The organism is Nocardioides panacisoli, from assembly GCF_039537325.1.
Classification (GTDB): Bacteria; Actinomycetota; Actinomycetes; order Propionibacteriales; family Nocardioidaceae; genus Nocardioides; species Nocardioides panacisoli.
This window is the reverse complement of the sequence record NZ_BAABAH010000002.1, coordinates 16,725-35,117: the sequence shown is the minus strand read 5'-3', so window position 1 is coordinate 35,117 and position 18,393 is coordinate 16,725. Positions and strand designations below refer to the sequence as shown.

The following is an 18,393-nucleotide window of genomic DNA, read 5'->3' as shown; positions in this document are numbered from 1 at the left end:
GGCCGTTCCGCCGAGCTCCCTAGCTTTCGGGTCATGGTCGAGACGATGGTCGACTACCGCACGGCCCCGGCGGCGCCCCCACGGCTGCGCGTCCTCGTGGTCGCCGAGTCGTTCCTGCCGCAGATCAACGGGGTGACCAACTCGGTCCGCCGGGTGCTCGAGCACCTCGCCGCCGAGGGGCACCGCGCGGAGCTGGTCGCGCCCACCGGGCCCGACTCCTACGCCGGGTTCCCGATCACCCGCGCCCGCGGCGCGAACCTGCCGTTCTACCCCGACTTCCGACTCGGCCTGGAGACCCGTCGCCGGCTCCGCGCGGTGATCCGCCGGTTCCGGCCCGACGTCGTCCACATCGCCTCGCCCGCCACCCTCGGCTACCAGGCGGCGCGGGCCGCCGAGGAGCTCGGGATCCCGACGGTGGCGATCTACCAGACCGACCTCGTCGGCTTCGCCGACCGGTACGACGTCCCCGGCGGCGCCCGCGCCGCGGCGGCGCTGACCCGCAAGATCCACAGCCGCGTCGACCGGACGCTCGCGCCGTCGACGGCCAGCCTCGCGCAGCTGGGCGGGCTCGGCGTACCGGGCCTGCACCGGTGGCCGCGCGGGGTCGACCTGGCGTCGTTCCATCCGCGGTTCCGCGACGAGGAGCTGCGCCGCCGGATCGCACCGGACGGCCGTACCGTCGTGGGCTACGTCGGCCGGCTCGCTGCGGAGAAGGAGCTCGACCTCCTCGCGCACGTCGCCGCCGACCCGCGCCACGCGCTGGTGCTGGTCGGCGGCGGCCCCGAGGAGCAGCGGCTCCGCGCGCTCCTCCCGAACGCCCACTTCCTCGGCCTCCTGCACGGCGAGGAGCTGAGCCGCGCCTACGCCTCGCTCGACGTCTTCGTGCACACCGGGCGGTTCGAGACGTTCTGCCAGTCCGCGCAGGAGGCGCTCGCCTCCGGCGTACCCGTCGTCGCCCCCCGTGCCGGCGGACCGATCGACGTCGTCGCCGACGGTGTGACCGGGTTCCTCTACGACCCCGGCGACGGCCCGGCTCTCAAGTGGTACGTCGACCGGCTCGGCGCCGACCCCGCCCTCCGCCGCGCGATGGGCACCGCCGCCCTGCGTTGCGTCCAGGAGCGCTCCTGGGCCGCCGTCAACGAGCGCCTCGTCCAGCACTACCGCGACGCCATCTCGGCCCGGGTCCTCCCGATCGCCGCCTGACCCCGAGGTCGAACCCTCACTTGGAGCACGTCGAACCGTCACTTCGGGCCGCTCGAACTGACGGTTCGACGTGCTCCAAGTGAGGGTTCGCCGGAGGTCAGAAGAGGGTGGCGGCCTCGTCGACGGTGTCCACGAGGTGGATGCGGGACTCCATGGGGCGACCGCGGGCCAGCGACTCCAGGAGCGGCCAGGCGGGAAGCTGCTCGGTCCAGTAGCGCCGGCCGACGAGCACCATCCGGGCCACGTCCGCCTCGTCGGCGTAGTAGTTCTCGCAGGCGTCCTGGAAGATCTCCTGGACCGTGCCGCCGGCGCCCGGCAGGAAGACGATGCCCGCGTCGCAGACGAGCAGCAGGATCGCCTCGCGGAGCGCGTTGCGGAAGTACTTCGCGATCGCGGTCGCGAACGGGTTGGGCGGCTCGTGGCCGTAGTGCCAGGTCGGCACGCCGAGCGACTCGACCGCACCCGGGTACGACGACAGCACGTCCCGCGCCGCCGCGAGCCAGGCGTCGATCGACGGACGGAACGACGGGGCGGCCGCCAACCGGGCCAGGGCCTCCTCGAGCGTCTCGTCCGGGTCACCGCTCAGCCGGGCCCCGAGGTTCGTCGCCTCCATCGCACCGGGCCCGCCGCCGGTCGCCACGGTCGCGCGCCCGGCCAGCAGCCGGCCGAGCCGCGCGGCGTCGGTGTACGCCGGCTGGCCCCGCTCCACGGCGTGACCACCCATCACCCCGACCATGCTGCGTCCCTTGATCCAGGCGCCGAGGGCGTCGTCGACACCCTCGTCGTGCAGCGCGCGCGCCAGCATCGCGTCGGACGTCTGGGTCTCGCGCGACCAGACGTAGGCGCGGTGGTCGAGGGAGTCGGCGTACGACGCGGTGTCGTAGAGGTCCGCGGCCGTGTAGAGGCTGTCGCGGCGCGGGTCGACCGGTGCGTCCGCCGCGGCGAGCCGGTCGTCGAGCTCGTCGGGTCCGTGGACGACGACGAACCGCTGGCGATGGATCCTCACGCGACCAGACGGTAGCCGCAGCGGGTCAGAAGGCGTGGGCCATCAGCTCCCCGAACAGGTCCTGCGGGTCGACGTCGAGGCCGCGCCGCTGGAACCACGAGCACACGTTCGTGCAGTCGCGGAGCAGGAAGTCGAAGCCCTGCGCGTTGCCGACCAGGTCGACGATCTGTGGCAGGTCGATGATCACCAGGCGCTCGCCCGCAGCCAGGATGTTGTACGGCGACAGGTCGCCGTGCACCACCCCGGCCTGCACCATCGTCGCAAGCACGTCGCGGAGCTGGTCGAGGTAGCTGCGGAGCAGGGCCGGCTCCGGCCGCGTCTGCGCGAGCCGCGGCGCCGTCTCCGGCCCCTCCTCGGTGTCGACGGTGATCCACTCCATCAGGATCTCCGTCCCCTCGATCTGCACGGGGTAGGGGACCGGCAGGCCGAGCTCCCAGCACCGGACCAGCGCGCCCCACTCGGAGACCGCCCACTCGCCGGCGGCGACGAGTCGCCCGAACGTGCTCTTCCGCTTGAGCGCGCGCTCGTCGCGGGACCGCTTCATGCTGCGGCCCTCGGTGTAGGTCGACGCCCGGTGGAAGGTGCGGTGGTCGGCGGACCGGTAGCGCTTCGCGGCCATCACCACGGACTGCGTCGGGTCGTGCGGGTCGGCGCGCTCCAGCAGGAAGACGTCGGCCTCCTTGCCGGTCTTGAGGATGCCGAGGTCGGTGTCGATCGCGCCCTGGGAGGTCACGAGCCAGTCGGGCCGGGGCTCCGGGCCGCGGCTGAGCGGCTCGACGTCGAGCCAGGTGGACCAGCGCTGGCCCTCGCCGAGGTCGTCGTACGCGACGAAGTCGAAGACGAACCGCGGGTCGGGGGAGTCGTCGGCGCCGCGAGGGGTGCTGGGGGTGCTGCTAAGGGCGGAGGTGTGCTCCATCGGTGGTGGTGCTCCAGTTCGAGAGGGGACGGTCTGCGGGCAGGCCGGGAACAGTGATCGTCACGACACGCCTCCTCTCGTCGGGCACCCGCACCGCGCGGGTCGCTCGCGGAACATCCTCCGGCCCTTCCCGGGCCGCCGCAAACGATTTTCCGGCGTACGTCGGCTACGGTGGCGCGGTGCCGGTCAGCCGCCCTCTTGCCTCGATCGCCCTCGTCACCGCCGTCGCCCTCACCGGCACTCTTCCCGGCGCACCGGCGGAGGCCGGCGCCGCGCAACCCGGCGCGCCCGGCATCGGCGACCCGTACTACCCCGAGGACGGCAACGGCGGCATCGACGTCCGCCACTACGCCATCGACCTGACCTACGCGTTCGACCCGGCCGAGCTGTCCGGCTCGACGACGCTGGAGATCGAGGCGACGAGCGACCTGTCGAGCTTCGACCTCGACTTCCTGCTGCCCGTCGATGCGGTGACGGTCGACGGCGTCGACGCCGCGTTCTCCAAGCCGAGCGAGCACGAGCTGCAGATCACGCCCGCCACGGCCCTGGCGAAGGGCGACGTGGCCTCGGTCAGGGTGGAGTACGACGCCGACCCGTCCGCGGTCTCCTGGGAGAACCCCGGCGACCCCGGCGGGGAGCGGAGCTGGATGGCCGACGAGCAGGAAGTCGTCACCGCGAACGAGCCGCACATGGCGCCGTGGTGGTTCCCGAGCAACGACCACCCGCGCGACAAGGCGACCTTCGACATCTCGATCACCACCGACGCCGGCAAGAACGTGATCGCCAACGGCGAGCAGGTGGGCGACCCCGTCGTCGTCGGCGACCAGGCCACCACGCACTGGCGGATGAAGGAGCCGATGGCGACCTACCTCGCGTTCTTCGCCGCCGGCCACTTCGCGGTCCGGCAGGGCACCACCGACGGCATCCCGTGGGTCGCGGCGGTCTCGAAGCAGTTCGGGACCGCGACGCGACGCGGCTACCTGAGGCTGGTGCGCCGCAGCGGCCCGATCACCGCCTGGCTGAGGAGCGAGCTGGGCCCGTACCCGTTCGACAGCACGGGCGGCCTCGTCACGCCCCTGAACGCGATCCCCTACGCGTTCGCTCTCGAGAACCAGTCGCGGCCCACCTACCAGGGCGGTATCGACGAGATCACCGAGGTGCACGAGCTGGCGCACCAGTGGTTCGGCGACGCCGTGTCGGTGCGCCGGTGGAAGGACATCTGGCTCAACGAGGGGTTCGCGAGCTACATGGAGCACCGTTGGACCGAGGACCACGGCGGTGAGACGACGCGGCAGTGGCTCGATCACGACTTCAGGGACCTGGCCGGCTCCGCAGGCTTCTGGCGGGTGAACGTCACCGACCCGGGGGCCAACGTCAACACCGAGCTGTTCGACACCCCGGTCTACGAGCGCGGCGCGCTGGCCCTGGCCGCGCTGCGGAACCGGATCGGGAAGCACGCGTTCGACGGGCTGCTGCGCGACTGGGCGGCCCAGCACCGCGACGGGAGCGCGACGGTCGGCATGTTCGAGCACGCCGCCGCACAGGCCGCGGGGCACCCCATGGACCGGTTCTTCCACGCCTGGCTCGTGGCCGACCGCCCGCCACGGCGTACGGCGGCCAACGGCTTCTGAGCCTGGATCCACGCCGAGCCGCCGGGGGCACGAGCGCGCCTCCCCCGGTGGGCCCGCGCCGGCTGGTACCAATGGCGGGTGGACACCAAGAAGCTCTTCGGTCTTGTGGTCGTCGTCTTCCTCGGGTTCTGGATGTTCACCGACCCCAACGGCCTCGCCGCGACCGCGAAGACCGCCGGCGGCAACGGCTGGGACCTGGCCACCCAGGCCTTCACCGGGTTGATCGACTTCATCGGCGCGCTCGACAAGAAGTAGCCCCGCCGGATGAGTCTCGTCGCCTGGATCAGCGACCCGCAGATCGGCAAGCACCTCCTCCGCGAGGAGGGCGAGGTCGTCGTCGACGAGGTCAAGCACCACTGGTTCGCCTACGTCCGGCCGGCCGTCGAGGCGACCGTGGCGCTCCTGCTGCTGGTCTGGAGCCCCTTCGTCCTGGTCCAGCTCGCCTGGATCCTGCTGCTGGTGGCCTTCGCCCTGCTGCTGCACGCCGGCTGGTGCACGGTCCGCGAGCACCGCGACCGGTTCGTGATCACGAACATGCGGGTGTTCCGGGTCAACGGCGTGCTGTCCCAGAGCCTGGCCACCATGCCGCTCAGCAGGATCCTGGACATCTCGGTCAAGAAGCCGCTGCACGGCCGGCTGCTGGGCTTCGGGCACTTCTGCTTCGAGTCCGCGGCGCAGGAGCAGGGGCTGCGCGACATCCGGTACGTCGGTCGCCCCGACGAGCGCGACCTCGCGATCCAGCGGGTCGTGCAGCGAGCCGGTCTGCGCGGGCCGCGGGTGCCGAATTGAGGCCGATCCGTCCTCTCTAGGATGGCGGCATGACGCAGCAGCCTCCTCTGCGCGGCGGGGCGATCGACCTCTCCGCACTGAAGCGCCCCGCGACCCAGCAGCCCGCTCCCGGCGGCTCCGCCCCCGGGGGGCCGAGCGGGCCGGCGGCCGGCGGATCGGCGTACGCCGTCGACGTCACCGAGCAGAACTTCGAGTCGGTGCTCCAGGCGTCGATGACCGCGCCGGTGGTGCTGGTCTTCCACTCGCCGTCGCAGTCGCCGGAGAGCACGCAGATGGCCGACGACGTCGCGACCGTGGCGGGGGAGTACGAGGGCCGGTTCCTCGCCGCGGCGGTGGACGTCGACGCGATGCCGCAGATCGCGCAGGCCATGCAGATCCCGCAGGTCCCGCTGATGCTCGTGATCCTCGACGGCCGCCCGGCGACGCAGCCGATCCCCGGGCCGCTGCGCCTCGACGACCTCCGGGCGATGTTCAACCAGCTCGCCCAGCAGCTGACGACCCAGGGCATCACCGGGCGCCACCAGCCGCTGTCGGGTGCTGCGCCCGACGAAGCGGGCGGCGAGGACGAGCCGGCGGTGGACCCGCGCTACGCCCCGGCCCAGGACGCGCTCGAGGCCGGTGACATCGACGGCGCCGTCGCGGAGTACCAGAAGCTCGTCGACGCCAACCCCGCCGACGCCGAGGCGGCCGCCGGGCTCGCGATGGCGAAGGTGCTCCAGCGCACCCAAGGGGTCGACCTCAACGCGGCCCGTGCGGCCGCCGCGGCGAGCCCCGACGACGTCGACGCCCAGATCATGGTGGCCGACCTCGACCTGCTCGGCGGACACGTCGAGGACGCGTTCGCGCGACTGGTGGAGCTGGTCCGCCGTACGTCCGACAAGGAGCGGGACCGCGCCCGCGAGCACCTGGTCGGCCTGTTCGCGGCCGTCGGCAACGACGACCCGCGGGTGCTCAAGGGACGCCAGGCACTCGCGTCGGCCCTGTTCTAGGTGATGCTCACCGGCGTCGCCCACGGGGCGGGGTACCTCTTCGCCGGCATGAGGATGTGGCGCCGGCGCCCGGGACTGATGGTGCTGGGACTGATCCCGGCGATCATCACCCTCGTCCTGCTGGCGGCCGCGGTGGTCCTGCTCGTGCTGTTCGCCGACGACCTGATCGCGTGGGCGACGCCGTTCGCTGACCACTGGCCGGCGGTCTGGCGCGGCGTCCTGCGGATCGGGCTCTACCTCGCGGTGGTCCTCGGGTCGCTGTTCCTCTCGGTGGTCACCTTCACCGCCCTCACCCTCGCCATCGGCGACCCCTTCTACGAGCGGATCTGGAAGGAGACCGAGCTCATGCTCGGCGGCGTCGTGCCGGACCGCGGCGTGAGCTGGTGGCGCAGCGCGGCCGACGCCGGCGGACTGGCGGTCCTCGGGCTGCTCGCCGCCGTCGTCGTCTTCGTGATCGGGCTGGTGCCCGTCGTCGGGGCGATCGCGGGCCCGGTGCTGGGCATCGTCGTCTCCGGCCGGCTGCTGGCCGGAGAGCTGGTGTCACGCGCCCTCGAGGCCCGCGGCATGGACCGCGCCGCCCGCAAGCGGGTGCTGGCACCGCACGGCCCGGCGCTGCTCGGCTTCGGCCTCGCCGTCCAGGTGTGCTTCCTCGTCCCGTTCGGCGCCGTCCTGATGATGCCCGCCGCCGTCGTGGGATCCACCATGCTCGCCCGCGAGGCCCTGGACGCCGAGTCGTCTCCTCTGCACGCGTGATCCGCGCCGAGTCGGCGGGCGCGCACCAGCCGACCCGGGGATCACCCGGTGGAGCGGAGGGCTTCGAGGACGGCAGCGACGGCGGGGGAGTCCGTCATCGTCCGGCGGTGGAGGGCGTCGACGATGCGCACCGGCTCGGGGTCGCGGACGGCGACCGCGGCCAGGTCCGGGCCGAGCGGGGCGCGGCCCAGGCGCGGGACCAGGGCCACGCCGAGACCGGAGGCCACGAGCGCGAGGTGCGACTCGAACTCCATCGACACGTGCGCGATCCGGGGCGGACGGCCGGTGCCGTCGAACATCCGGTGCAGCCACTGCCGGCAGATCGTGTTCTCGGGCGTGGCGATCCAGTCGACGTCGACCAGGTCGTGCGGCGTGACCGACCGGCGCTGCGCCAGCGGGTGGTCGTGCGGGACGATCAGGTCCGCGACGTCCTCGGCGACCCGGGTGGTCACCACGTGCTCCGGTACGGCGAACGCGACCCCGCCCCACCGGTGGACGATGCCGACGTCGCAGTGACCGCCGGCGACCATGTCGACGGTGTCCCACGGCTCCCGCTCCTGCAGCGCGAGCCGCAGGTCGGCGTACTTGTCCAGCAGCTCGCGCGCCACCGGCGCCACCAGGCCGCGCATCGCCGTGGAGAACGCCACCAGCCGGACCTCGCCGGCCACCACGCCGGACCGGTGGCGGATGCCGGCCTCCAGCTCCTCGAGGTCCGCGAGGACCTGCGTGCCGCCGTCGACGAGGTGCCGGCCCTGGCCGGTCAGCATCACGCCGCGGCCGACCCGCTCGAGCAGCGGCACGCCGAGCTGGCGCTCGAGGCGCTTGACCTGCTGGGAGACGGCGCTCGGCGTGAAGCCCGTGGCCTCGGCGGCGGCACCGACCGAGCCGTGCTCGGCGACCGCCCGAAGCCCGGCGAGGGCGGCGAGATCGATCATGAAGCGATGCTACACGGATCAGGGCAGACATATTCGCTGGTGCTTCATGATCAACAAGGGGATCATCGGGAGCGTGTCCCGTCGTGACTGCCTCCTCGCCGCGCTCGTCGCCTGCGTCTGGGGCTTCAACTTCGTCGCCATCGACTGGGGCATGGGCGAGGTACCGCCGCTGCTGTTCCTCGCCGTCCGGTTCGTCGTCGTGCTGCTGCCTGCGATCTTCCTGGTGCCGCGGCCGCCGGTGGGCTGGCGGGTGGTGGTCGCCGTCGGGGCGTTCATGTCACTGGGGCAGTTCGCGTTCCTCTACACCTCGATGGCTGCCGGGATGCCGGCCGGGCTCGCCGGCCTGGTGCTGCAGGCCCAGGTGGTGCTGACGATCCTGCTCGCCTCGGTGGCGCTGCGGGAGCGGCCGACGCCGGCGCAGGTCGCGGGCGTCGCGCTCGGCACGGCCGGCCTGGTGGTGGTCGGCCTCGGACGCGGCGGCCACGTGCCGCTGCTGGCGCTCGCCCTCTGCCTGCTGGCCGCGCTGTCTTGGGCGGTCGGCAACGTCGTGTCCCGGGCGTCGGGTGCGACGGGCGGGCTCTCCCTGACGGTCTGGTCCGCCCTCGTCGTACCCCTGCCGCTGGCGGGCCTCTCCGTCCTCGTCGACGGCCCGGACACCTTCGCCCGCGCGGCGGACGCATTCGGGTGGCACGCGGTGCTGTCGACGCTCTACACGGCCGGGCTCGCCTCGCTGCTGGGCTACGGCATCTTCAACGGGCTGCTGTCGCGCAACCCGTCGGCGGCCGTCGTCCCGTGGATCCTGCTGGTGCCGCCGGTCGCGATCGGCTCGGCCTGGCTGCTCCTCGACGAGCAGCCGACCGGCTGGGAGCTCGTCGGCGGAGCGGTGCTCGTGCTCGGCGTGCTGGTGACGCTGCGGCGCTCAGCGCCCCGACTCGGTGTACGCCGGTCCGCCGCCCAGGTTCGCGAGCGCGGCGCGGACCCGGCGGAAGGTGAAGTCGGCGGCCCGGGCCTCGACCTCGTCGATGCTGCAGAACTCGGCTGACCTGATCTCGCGCGCCTGCGGGACGATCTTGTCCACCAGCGCCGGCGGATGCACGCCGCCGTCGAAGACCAGGCACAGCGCGTCGTCCCAGCCTCCCCACGGCGGCAGCCAGTCGGTCAGCAGCAGCGGCCCGGGCTCGATCTCCAGCCCGAGCTCCTCCTCGACCTCGCGCGCGACCGCGAGCCGGGGCGACTCGCCCACCTCGACCACGCCGCCGGGCAGGTCCCAGTCGGCCTTGTAGGTCAGCTGGCACAGCAGCACCCGCGGCCCCGCGTCGTCCGCGCTGTCGTCGCGGATGAGCATCTGGCCGATCCCGCGCTTGCGGGGCAGGAACGAGTTGAGCAGCGCCCGGAAGCCGCCGGGCTCGTGCACCGGCGTGTCGTGGGCGAGGCGTGCGTAGACGACCAGGTCGCCGTCGACGCCGCGCTGCACGCCCTCGCGGCGGAGACCGGACCACGTGGCGATCCGCTGCGCGTCCGCGTCGTCGGCCGGCACCTTGGCCTCGACCCGCTCGTGCTCGAGCAGGGCCGCGGCCACCTCGCGGCGTACGACGTCCACCGCGGCCTGCCAGCCACGCTCGGTGAGGTCGGGTGTCCACACGATGCGGGCGACGCCGTTCTCCACGGTGGAGTGGCGGATGTCCGGCTCGGGCACAGGATCAGCCTAGTGGGGGCCCCGCCTTCGAGCGCTTCGCGGCCCGTGGCGCCGGCGCCTCGACCTCCGGCTCCGTCGCGGGAGCGCGCAGCCACAGCGTGCCCAGCGGCGGCAGCGAGAGTACGCCGACCGCCGGCCTGCCACCGGGGGCCCGGGCCTCCAGGTCCGGCGCGGTCTCTGCGACGACCGCGCCGAGGTTGCCGACGCCGCTGCCGCCGTAGTCGCCGGCGTCGGTGTTGAGCACCTCGGTCCACGTCCCGGCGGTGGGCAGCCCGAGCCGGTAGTCGTGGTGGGGGACGGCGGCGAAGTTGGCGACGCAGACGAGGTCCGGCTCACCGGGCGCGCGCCGGACGAAGGAGAGGACGTTGTTCCCGGCGTCGTTGGCGTCGATCCACTCGAACCCGTCAGGCGTGTTGTCCTGCTTCCAGAGCGCCGGCGTCTCCCGGTAGCGCCGGTTCATGTCCCGCACGAGGGACTGCATGCCGCGGTGCTCCTCGTGCTGCAGGAGCCACCAGTCGAGCTCACGGCTCTCGGCCCACTCGTTGTCCTGCGCGAACTCGCTGCCCATGAACAGCAGCTGCTTGCCGGGGTGGGCCCACATGTAGGCGAGGTAGGCCCGCAGGTTCGCCATCTGCTGCCACCGGTCGCCGGGCATCTTCCGCAGCAGCGAGCCCTTGCCGTGCACGACCTCGTCGTGGCTGATCGGGAGCACGTAGTTCTCGGCGAACGCATAGACCAGCGAGAACGTGAGCTCCTGGTGGTGGTAGGCGCGGTGCACGGGCTCGTGCTTGAGGTAGCTGAGCGTGTCGTGCATCCAGCCCATGTTCCACTTGAAGCCGAAGCCCAGCCCGCCCCCGCTGGTGGCGCCGGTGACGCCCGGCCACGCGGTGGACTCCTCGGCGATCGTGATCACGCCGGGCACCCGCTTGTAGACGGTGGCGTTCATCTCCTGGAGGAACTGCACCGCCTCGAGGTTCTCGTGGCCGCCGTACTTGTTCGGCGTCCACTCGCCCGGGTTGCGGGCGTAGTCGAGGTAGAGCATCGACGCCACGCCGTCCACCCGCAGGCCGTCGGCGTGGAACTCGTCGAGCCAGTAGACGGCGTTGGCGTAGAGGAAGTTGCGCACCTCGGGCCGGCCGAAGTCGAAGATGTGCGAGCCCCACTCCGGGTGCCAGCCGCGCCGCGGGTCGGGGTGCTCGTAGAGCGGGGTGCCGTCGAAGCGCACGAGGGCCCACTCGTCGGTCGCGAAGTGGCCGGGGACCCAGTCGAGGATGACGCCGATCCCGGCGCGGTGCAGCGCATCGACCAGCCGCCGGAACCCGTCGGGGTCCCCGAACCGCGAGTCCGGCGCGAAGTAGGAGGTCACGTGGTAGCCCCACGAGCCCCCGAACGGGTGCTGCATCACCGGCATCAGCTCGACGTGGGTGAAGCCGAGGTCCGCGAGGTAGCCGGGAAGCTCGGCTGCCAGCTCGTCGTAGGTCCAGAAGCTCCCGTCGGGGTGCCGCTTCCAGGAGCCGAGGTGCATCTCGTAGGCCGACATCGGCTCGAAGACCGCGGTGCTGCGGGCGCGCTGCGCGATCCACTCGTCGTCGGTCCACTCGTGGGTGGAGTGGAAGACGCGCGAACCGGTTGCCGGCGGCACCTCGGCGTACGACGCCATCGGGTCGGCCTTCTGCCGCCAGACGCCGTCGGCGCCGTGGATCAGGTACTTGTACGTCGTCCCGCCGTCCAAGCCGGGCACGAAGCACTCCCACACGCCGGACCCGTCCACGCGCCGCATCGGCGTGCTGTTGCCGTCCCAGCCGTTGAAGTCGCCGATCACGCTGACCGAGTGGGCGTTGGGCGCCCAGACGGCGAACGCGCAGCCGCGGACGGGCTTGCCGGTCCGGGGGTCGTCGACCTCGAGCACGTGGGAGCCGAGGACCTGCCACAGCTGCTCGTGGCGGCCTTCGCCCAGCAGGTGCAGGTCGATCTCCCCGAGGGTCGGGGAGAAGTCGTTCGGGTCGAGCGTCGTCATCAGGGGACTCCCATCCGTGCGATCGCGGCGAGGGGGATCGGCAACCAGTTCGGCCGGTTCCGGGCCTCGTACACGCACTCATAGATCGCCTTCTCGGCGACGTAGGCGGCGACCAGGACACCCTGGTCGTGGCTCAGGCCGTCGGTACCCGTGTAGGCGTGGAGGAATGCCTGCTTGTTCCGCGCGGCCCACTCCTCCGCGCGGTGCCGGCGCTGCTCGACGACGTCGGGGTCGTCCTCGGGCGAGGACTCCGCCACGGCGTAGGGGGCGTAGTCGAAGGAGCGGAGCATGCCCGCGACGTCGCGCCAGGGGGAGTCGGGGTGCAGCCGCTCGGCGAGCGGCTTGGCCGGCTCGCCCTCGAAGTCCACCAGCTTCCAGCCGGCGACGGTGCGCAGGGTCTGGCCCAGGTGCAGGTCGCCGTGCACCCGCTGCACCGGGAGCTCGCCCAGCTCGGCGAGCTGCCCGAACGTGCGCCGCAGGCGGTCGGCGTGGTCCGCGAGCTCGGGTACGACGTCCACGGCCGCGGTGAGCCGCGCGGTCATGGTCTCCGCGACCTCGGCCGCCGGCGCGGTGCCGGAGGGGAACGACTCGCGCAGCTGCTCGTGGACCTCGCACAGCGCCTCGCCCAGCCGGGCGGCCTCGCCGGCGAAGTCGCCGCCGACCTCCTCGGCGTGCAGGTCGGCCTCGGCGAACAGGTCGCGCACGCTCGCCACCGCGATGTCCCACCCGTCGCTCGCCGTGCGGAGGAACTGCTGCAGCATCGCGAGGTGGAGGACCTCGTCGTCGGTGGTGGACTCGACCCACCCGTAGAGCTGGGCGACGTGGGTGGACTCCGCCTCGGTGAGGACCTTGTGCGTCGTGATGTCGGGGTTCTCGCCCGGCGTGATCTTGCGGAACACCTTGAGCACGGCGTCCTCGCCGAACGCGACCGAGGAGTTGGACTGCTCGCCGCTGAACAGCGTCGACTGCGCATCGGGCTCGAGCTCGTGCCCGCCGACGCTGACGAAGTGCAGGTCTCCCTCCGCGGTGGCCTTGCCCAGGAACGTCTGGAGGTACTTCGCCATCGCAGCGCGGTCGTGCACGGCGTCGTAGGCGTGCACCCACGTGCCGTCCTCGTCCCACCAGCCGACGAACGCGTGGTCGAGCCGACCCTCCGGCTCGGAGTAGAGGGCCAGCGGCACCTGGTAGAGGTCGGATCCGCCCTCGGCATCGGTGTAGGTGACCTCGACGAGGGCGACCGCGACCCGGGGCTCGGTCTCCGGGGAGCCGACCTCCCCGAGCCTGCGGAAGCCGGTGACCTCGACGCCGCGGCCCTTGCCGCCGAACCAGCGCGCGCCGACCAGGTAGTTCTGCAGCGACTCCAGCTGGGTGGCCATCAGAGCACCGGCCTTCCGGTGGCGTCGGGGTTCGTCAGCCGGAACCAGTAGAAGCCGTGCCCGCTGAGGGTCAGCAGGTAGGGGAGCTCGCCGATCGCCGGGAACGGCACGCCGCCGAGCAGCTCGACCGGAACCTGGCCCTCGAACCGCCGCAGGTCCAACTCGACCGGTTGCGGGAACCGGGACAGGTTGTTGACGCACACGATCGTGTCCCGCTCGCCGTCCGGCCCCACGTGCTCGCGGGCGTAGGACAGGACGCTCGGGTTGGACCCGCCCAGGTCGGCGAAGGTGCCGAGGCCGAACGCGTGGTGCTTCCTGCGGGCATGGATCATCCGTCGCGTCCAGTGCAGGAGCGATGAGGCGTTCTCGAGCTGGGCTTCCACGTTGACGCTCTGGTACCCGTAGACCGGGTCCTGGATAACGGGTAGGTGCAGCTTGCCCGGAGTGGCCGCGGAGAACCCGGCGTTGCGGTCGGGCGTCCACTGCATCGGGGTGCGTACGCCGTCCCGGTCGCCGAGCCAGATGTTGTCGCCCATGCCGATCTCGTCGCCGTAGTAGAGGACCGGAGATCCGGGCAGCGACAGCAGCAGGGCGGTGAACAGCTCGATCTGGTTGGTGTCGTTCTCCAGGAGCGGCGCGAGCCGGCGGCGGATCCCGATGTTCGCCTTCATGCGGGGGTCCTTGGCGTACTCGCCCCACATGTAGTCCCGGTCCTCGTCGGTGACCATCTCCAGGGTCAGCTCGTCGTGGTTGCGCAGGAAGATGCCCCACTGGCAGCCGCTCGGGATCGGCGGTGTCTGCTCCATGATCTCGGAGATCGGGAAGCGCGACTCGCGCCGCACCGCCATGAAGATGCGCGGCATGACCGGGAAGTGGAAGCACATGTGGCACTCGTCGCCACCGGCCTCGAAGTCCCCGAAGTAGTCGACCACGTCGGAAGGCCACTGGTTCGCCTCGGCGAGCAGCACGCGACCGGGGTAGTGGTCGTCGACGTACCTCCGGATCTTCTTGAGGAACTCGTGGGTCTCCTTGAGGTTCTCGCCGTTCGTGCCCGGCCGCTCGTAGAGGTAGGGCACGGCGTCGAGACGGAAGCCGTCCAGGCCCATGTCGAGCCAGAAGGAGAGCGCCTCGATGATGGCGTCGTGGACCTTCGGGTTGTCGAAGTTGAGGTCCGGCTGGTGGTGGAAGAACCGGTGCCAGTAGTACTGGCCGCGGACCGGGTCGAAGGTCCAGTTGGACGGCTCGGTGTCGACGAAGATGATCCGTGCCTCTTCGTAGAGCTCGTCGGTGTCGGACCACACGTAGAAGTCCCCGAACGGGCCCTCCGGGTCGCTGCGCGAGGCCTGGAACCACGGGTGCTGGTCGCTGGTGTGGTTCATGACGAAGTCGATGATCACGCGGATGCCGCGCTTGTGCGCCTCGTCGAGGAAGACCTGGAAGTCGTCGACGGTGCCGGCCTCGGGAAGGATCGAGATGTAGTCGGAGACGTCGTAGCCGCCGTCGCGCAGCGGCGAGGTGAAGAACGGGGGCACCCAGAGGCAGTCGACGCCCAGCCAGGCGAGGTAGTCGAGCTTCTCGATCAGGCCGCGGAAGTCACCCGTGCCGTCGGCGTTGCTGTCGCGGAACGACCGGACCAGGACCTCGTAGAAGACAGCGGTGCGGAACCAGTCGGGGGTGTCGTCGGCCGCGGCGCCCGCGGGGTCCACGGGGCTCATCGGGCGTCCATCACGGTGAGGATGTGCGCCGGCTCGTCCTGCGGGTCGAGGCGCACGTAGTTGTGCTCGCCCCAGCCCCACTCGGCGCCGGTGAGCTCGTCGCGGACGGTGAGGCCGGCGTCGGGACCCCGACCCGAAGGGTCGGCGGGCGGGGACTGGCAGAGCCCGAGCGCGGCGAGGTCGAGGTGGACCATGGTCTCCCTGGTGGCATGCGGGTCGAGGTTCACGACGACGATCACGATGTCGCGGTCTCCGGTGGTCGAGGAGGTCGCGAAGCGACCGTCACGAGACCCGGCGACCTTGCTGAAGCACAGGATCTGGTCGTCGTCGGTCGGGTGGACGGTGAGGTTGCGCAGCAGCTGCAGCGCCGGGTGGGCGCGGCGGATCTCGTTGAGCCGGGTGAGGTACGGCGCGAGCGAGTGCCCCTCCTTCTCGGCGGCAGCCCAGTCGCGGATCCGGATCTGGTACTTCTCCGAGTCGAGGTACTCCTCGCTGCCCGGGCGCACGGCCACGTGCTCGTAGAGCTCGTAGCCGGCGTACACGCCCCAGCTCGGCGAGCCCATGGACGCGAGCACCGCGCGGATCTTGAAGGCCGGCGGGCCGCCGTACTGGAGGAATGCGGGCAGGATGTCGGGGGTGTTGACGAAGAAGTTCGGCCGCATGAGGTGGTCGGACTCCGAGGACACCTCGGTGAGGTACTCGGCGAGCTCGTCCTTCTCGTTCCGCCACGTGAAGTAGGTGTAGGACTGGTGGAACCCGACCGCCCCGAGCGTGTGCATCATCGGCGGCTTGGTGAAAGCCTCGGAGAGGAAGAGCACGTCGGGGTCGGTGCTGCGCACCTGGGCGAGCAGCCACTCCCAGAACGCCACCGGCTTGGTGTGCGGGTTGTCGACCCGGAAGATCCGCACCCCGTGGTCCATCCAGTGCCGGACGATCCGCAGCACCTCACCGGCGATGCCGCTGGGATCGTTGTCGAAGTTGATCGGGTAGATGTCCTGGTACTTCTTCGGCGGGTTCTCGGCGTAGGCGATGGTCCCGTCGGCTCGGGTCGTGAACCACTCCGGGTGGCTGCTGACCCAGGGGTGGTCGGGCGCCGCCTGCAGCGCGAGGTCGATCGCCACCTCCAGGCCGAGCGACCGGGCGCGGCCGACGAACGCGTCGAAGTCCTCGAGCGTCCCGAGGTCGGGGTGCACGGCGTCGTGGCCGCCGAACCGGCTCCCGATCGCCCACGGGCTGCCCGGGTCGTCGGGTCCGGGCGTCAGGGTGTTGTTCGGTCCCTTGCGGTTGACCTCGCCGATCGGGTGGATCGGCGGGAGGTAGACCACGTCGAAGCCCATCGCCGCGACCGACTCGAGCCGCTCGGCGGCGGTGGCGAACGTGCCGCTGACGACCTTGCGCGTCTCGCCGTCGTAGCGGGCACCCTCGGAGCGGGGGAAGAACTCGTACCAGCTGCCGTAGAGAGCGCGGCTCCGGTCGACCTGCAGCGGGAACGGTCCCTCGACCGAGAGCAGGTCGCGCAGCGGGTGGGCGCGCAGCACGGCGTCGAGCTCGGGCGACTCGAGCTGGGCGAGCCGCGCCTCGACCGGGCGGCTCGTGTCGCCGGCGGCGGTGATAGCGGCCCGCAGCACCTCGCGCTCGGCGGCCGCCTGGCCCGCCCCGCCGGCTCGGGCGTCGAGGCGCGCGAGCACCCGCTCGAAGAGCAGCCGGCCCTCGGTGAACATCAGCTCCACGTCGACGCCGGCGCGGATCTTGATGCCCGCGTCGTGCTGCCAGGTCGCGAGCGGATCGGACCAGGCGCGGACCTCGAAGGACCACGGCCCCGGGGCGTCCGGCGTCACCCACGCGCGGTAGCGGTCCACGGTGTGCCGGTCCACCGTCGGCAACGGCTCCATCCGCACCGGCGGCCGGCGTAGGCCGTCGGGTCCGATCAGCACGGCCTCCGCGCCGAGCTGGTCGTGCCCCTCACGGAACACCGTCGCCGTCACAGGCAGCGGTTCACCCTCGGTCGCCTTCGCGGGCAGCGGTCCTGCCGCGCCCGAGGCGGCGATCCGGGGCATCACGTCGATCACCGGGATGCGTCCCACCATGCCCTCCACCCAACCGGGGCGATCAAGTCCGGCGCAACCCTGCCCCTTCTCCGGTGTCCTAACCGGTGCTCAGGTCCCACACGTCGACGACCTCCCCGGCGCCCACGGCCGTCACGTCGGAGGCGATGTCGATCAGGCAGTCGGCGCCGGCGAACCAGCCGAGGAAGCCCGAGCCCGGCGGGCCCCACGGCTCCACCGTTCCGTGGACGGGGTCGAGCCGGCCGCGACGCAGCTGGCGCTTGCCGGGCATGGAGGAGAGCTCCGTGCCGAGCGTGGCGCGGACGACGGGTCGCCGCGGCCGCGGGTGGCCGTACGCCGCCCGCAGCGCGGGCCGCGCGAACACCTCGAAGGACGTCAGCGCGCTGACCGGGTTGCCCGGGAGGCAGACCACCGCGACGTCGCGGTAGCGGCCCGCGCCCTGCGGCATGCCCGGCTGCATCGCGACCTTCACGAACTCGACCCCGCGGGTCCCGAGCGCCTCCTTGACGACCTCGTAGGCGCCCATGCTGACCCCGCCCGTCGTGATCACCAGGTCGGGCGGCGTCGGACCGTCGATCTCCCGGTCGAGGGCCGCGAGGAACGCAGGCACGTCGTCCGCGACCCAGAGCCGGCTGACCGCCTCGCCGCCGGCCTGCTCGACGGCGGTGGCGAGCAGGGCCCCGTTGGAGTCGCGGATCTGGCCCGCGGCCGGGTCGGGGTGCTCGGCCAGCTCGGAGCCGGTCGAGCAGACCAGCACGCGGGGGCGACGGCGTACGACGACCTCGTCCACGCCGAGCGCGGCCAGCACGCCGACCTGCGCCGGTCCCAGGACGGTGCCGGGTTCCAGCACGGTGCTGCCGGTGGCGACGTCGCCGCCCGCGGGACGCACGAAGGAGCCGGCGGCGCGCTCGGACCTGACGGCGACGGTCGTGGTCCCGCCGTCGGTGACCTCGACCTCGACCACGGCGTCGGCGCCGGCGGGCAGGGGAGCGCCCGTCATGATCCGCACCGCCGTCCCCGGCTCCAGCCGCCCGACCGGCGCGCCGGCCGGGATGTCGCCGGCGACGGGCAGCACGACGGGGGACGCGTCGGAGGCGCCGGCGACGTCCGCAGCGCGGACGGCGTACCCGTCCATCGCGGAGTTGTCGAAGGCCGGCAGCGGCTCGGCAGCCACGACGGGCTCGGCCAGCACGCGACCGGCGGCCTCGGCGGCGGACACCCGCTCCGACCCCGTCGGGCCGATCAGCTCGGCAACCCGCCGCTGGTGGTCGGACACATCGAGCAAGGGCACGCTCACGGAC

General features: G+C 72.3%; 15 protein-coding genes and 1 pseudogene. 7 read left to right on the top strand and 9 right to left on the bottom strand.

The genetic code is table 11. From position 1 onward, the window contains the following. The first annotated feature begins 33 nt into the window (after positions 1-33). Positions 34-1,203, top strand: coding sequence for a glycosyltransferase family 4 protein (locus ABD709_RS03120; RefSeq protein WP_344772342.1), 1,170 nt, complete (start codon positions 34-36; stop codon positions 1,201-1,203). Between the two features lie 97 nt (positions 1,204-1,300). On the opposite strand, the gene ABD709_RS03115 is transcribed toward ABD709_RS03120, so the two are convergent. Beyond that, on the bottom strand, positions 1,301-2,209 hold the full coding sequence (locus ABD709_RS03115) for an LOG family protein (RefSeq protein ID WP_344772341.1): 909 nt from the start codon (positions 2,207-2,209) through the stop codon (positions 1,301-1,303). Positions 2,210-2,234: 25 nt separating this feature from the next. Then, positions 2,235-3,125, bottom strand: coding sequence for a serine protein kinase RIO (locus ABD709_RS03110; RefSeq protein WP_344772340.1), 891 nt, complete (start codon positions 3,123-3,125; stop codon positions 2,235-2,237). A gap of 179 nt (positions 3,126-3,304) precedes the next feature. Between ABD709_RS03110 and ABD709_RS03105 the strand changes: the two genes are divergently transcribed. The 5 genes from ABD709_RS03105 to ABD709_RS03085 all read left to right on the top strand — a co-directional run bounded on the left by ABD709_RS03105 (position 3,305) and on the right by ABD709_RS03085 (position 7,287). Then, the gene (locus tag ABD709_RS03105) at positions 3,305-4,756 is read left to right on the top strand and encodes a M1 family metallopeptidase (RefSeq protein WP_344772339.1); all 1,452 of its coding nucleotides are present in this window, start codon (positions 3,305-3,307) and stop codon (positions 4,754-4,756) included. A gap of 78 nt (positions 4,757-4,834) precedes the next feature. After that, positions 4,835-5,011 (top strand): hypothetical protein, encoded by a 177-nt coding sequence (locus ABD709_RS03100; protein WP_344772338.1) that lies wholly within the window; start codon positions 4,835-4,837, stop codon positions 5,009-5,011. A 9-nt stretch (positions 5,012-5,020) separates the two neighbouring features. Continuing rightward, the gene (locus ABD709_RS03095) at positions 5,021-5,545 is read left to right on the top strand and encodes a PH domain-containing protein (protein WP_344772337.1); all 525 of its coding nucleotides are present in this window, start codon (positions 5,021-5,023) and stop codon (positions 5,543-5,545) included. A 29-nt stretch (positions 5,546-5,574) separates the two neighbouring features. Further along, positions 5,575-6,534: a co-chaperone YbbN gene (locus ABD709_RS03090; protein ID WP_344772336.1), complete on the top strand. Its 960-nt coding sequence runs from the start codon at positions 5,575-5,577 to the stop codon at positions 6,532-6,534. Positions 6,535-6,537: 3 nt separating this feature from the next. Continuing rightward, entirely contained in the window at positions 6,538-7,287 is a 750-nt protein-coding gene (locus ABD709_RS03085; RefSeq protein ID WP_344773015.1) for an EI24 domain-containing protein, read from the top strand. Positions 7,288-7,328: 41 nt separating this feature from the next. Here the strand turns inward: ABD709_RS03085 and ABD709_RS03080 are convergent, their stop codons facing one another. Further along, positions 7,329-8,222 carry a LysR family transcriptional regulator gene (locus ABD709_RS03080; protein ID WP_344772335.1) on the bottom strand — a complete coding sequence of 298 codons (894 nt, stop codon included), beginning with the start codon at positions 8,220-8,222 and terminating at the stop codon, positions 7,329-7,331. On the opposite strand from ABD709_RS03080, the pseudogene ABD709_RS03075 reads away from it, so the two are divergent. After that, positions 8,221-9,123, top strand: a pseudogene (locus ABD709_RS03075) (EamA family transporter); the annotation flags it as partial. The gene ABD709_RS03080 and the pseudogene ABD709_RS03075 sit on opposite strands and share 2 nt — an antisense overlap. Before the next feature lie 18 nt (positions 9,124-9,141). On the opposite strand, the gene ABD709_RS03070 reads toward ABD709_RS03075, so the two are convergent. From ABD709_RS03070 to ABD709_RS03045, 6 genes are read right to left on the bottom strand one after another with little or no spacing between them, the layout of a single operon-like run. Further along, the gene (locus ABD709_RS03070; RefSeq protein WP_344772334.1) at positions 9,142-9,918 is read right to left on the bottom strand and encodes an NUDIX domain-containing protein; all 777 of its coding nucleotides are present in this window, start codon (positions 9,916-9,918) and stop codon (positions 9,142-9,144) included. A 4-nt stretch (positions 9,919-9,922) separates the two neighbouring features. Continuing rightward, positions 9,923-11,935, bottom strand: coding sequence for a 1,4-alpha-glucan branching protein GlgB (gene glgB / locus ABD709_RS03065; protein ID WP_344772333.1), 2,013 nt, complete (start codon positions 11,933-11,935; stop codon positions 9,923-9,925). Continuing rightward, the gene (locus tag ABD709_RS03060; RefSeq protein WP_344772332.1) at positions 11,935-13,311 is read right to left on the bottom strand and encodes a maltokinase N-terminal cap-like domain-containing protein; all 1,377 of its coding nucleotides are present in this window, start codon (positions 13,309-13,311) and stop codon (positions 11,935-11,937) included. The genes glgB and ABD709_RS03060 overlap by 1 nt, the downstream gene beginning before the upstream one ends. Further along, positions 13,311-15,026: a maltose alpha-D-glucosyltransferase gene (gene treS / locus ABD709_RS03055; RefSeq protein WP_344772331.1), complete on the bottom strand. Its 1,716-nt coding sequence runs from the start codon at positions 15,024-15,026 to the stop codon at positions 13,311-13,313. The genes ABD709_RS03060 and treS overlap by 1 nt, the downstream gene beginning before the upstream one ends. Further along, a complete protein-coding gene (locus tag ABD709_RS03050) occupies positions 15,023-17,113 on the bottom strand; it encodes an alpha-1,4-glucan--maltose-1-phosphate maltosyltransferase (RefSeq protein ID WP_344772330.1) in 2,091 nt (696 codons plus the stop codon). Before ABD709_RS03050 ends, treS begins: the two co-directional genes overlap by 4 nt. Positions 17,114-17,171: 58 nt before the next feature. Further along, positions 17,172-18,389 (bottom strand): molybdopterin molybdotransferase MoeA, encoded by a 1,218-nt coding sequence (locus tag ABD709_RS03045; RefSeq protein WP_344772329.1) that lies wholly within the window; start codon positions 18,387-18,389, stop codon positions 17,172-17,174. Positions 18,390-18,393 lie beyond the last annotated feature (4 nt).

Bases quoted from the DNA above. Each gene is read 5' to 3' on its own strand.
- ABD709_RS03090 (WP_344772336.1), top strand. From the start codon at position 5,575: ATGACGCAGCAGCCTCCTCTGCGCGGCGGGGCGATCGACCTCTCCGCA.
- ABD709_RS03085 (WP_344773015.1), top strand. From the start codon at position 6,538: ATGCTCACCGGCGTCGCCCACGGGGCGGGGTACCTCTTCGCCGGCATG.
- ABD709_RS03050 (WP_344772330.1), bottom strand. From the start codon at position 17,113: ATGGTGGGACGCATCCCGGTGATCGACGTGATGCCCCGGATCGCCGCC.
- glgB (WP_344772333.1), bottom strand. From the start codon at position 11,935: ATGACGACGCTCGACCCGAACGACTTCTCCCCGACCCTCGGGGAGATC.
- ABD709_RS03110 (WP_344772340.1), bottom strand. From the start codon at position 3,125: ATGGAGCACACCTCCGCCCTTAGCAGCACCCCCAGCACCCCTCGCGGC.
- ABD709_RS03060 (WP_344772332.1), bottom strand. From the start codon at position 13,311: ATGGCCACCCAGCTGGAGTCGCTGCAGAACTACCTGGTCGGCGCGCGC.
- ABD709_RS03120 (WP_344772342.1), top strand. From the start codon at position 34: ATGGTCGAGACGATGGTCGACTACCGCACGGCCCCGGCGGCGCCCCCA.
- ABD709_RS03095 (WP_344772337.1), top strand. From the start codon at position 5,021: ATGAGTCTCGTCGCCTGGATCAGCGACCCGCAGATCGGCAAGCACCTC.
- ABD709_RS03080 (WP_344772335.1), bottom strand. From the start codon at position 8,222: ATGATCGATCTCGCCGCCCTCGCCGGGCTTCGGGCGGTCGCCGAGCAC.
- treS (WP_344772331.1), bottom strand. From the start codon at position 15,026: ATGAGCCCCGTGGACCCCGCGGGCGCCGCGGCCGACGACACCCCCGAC.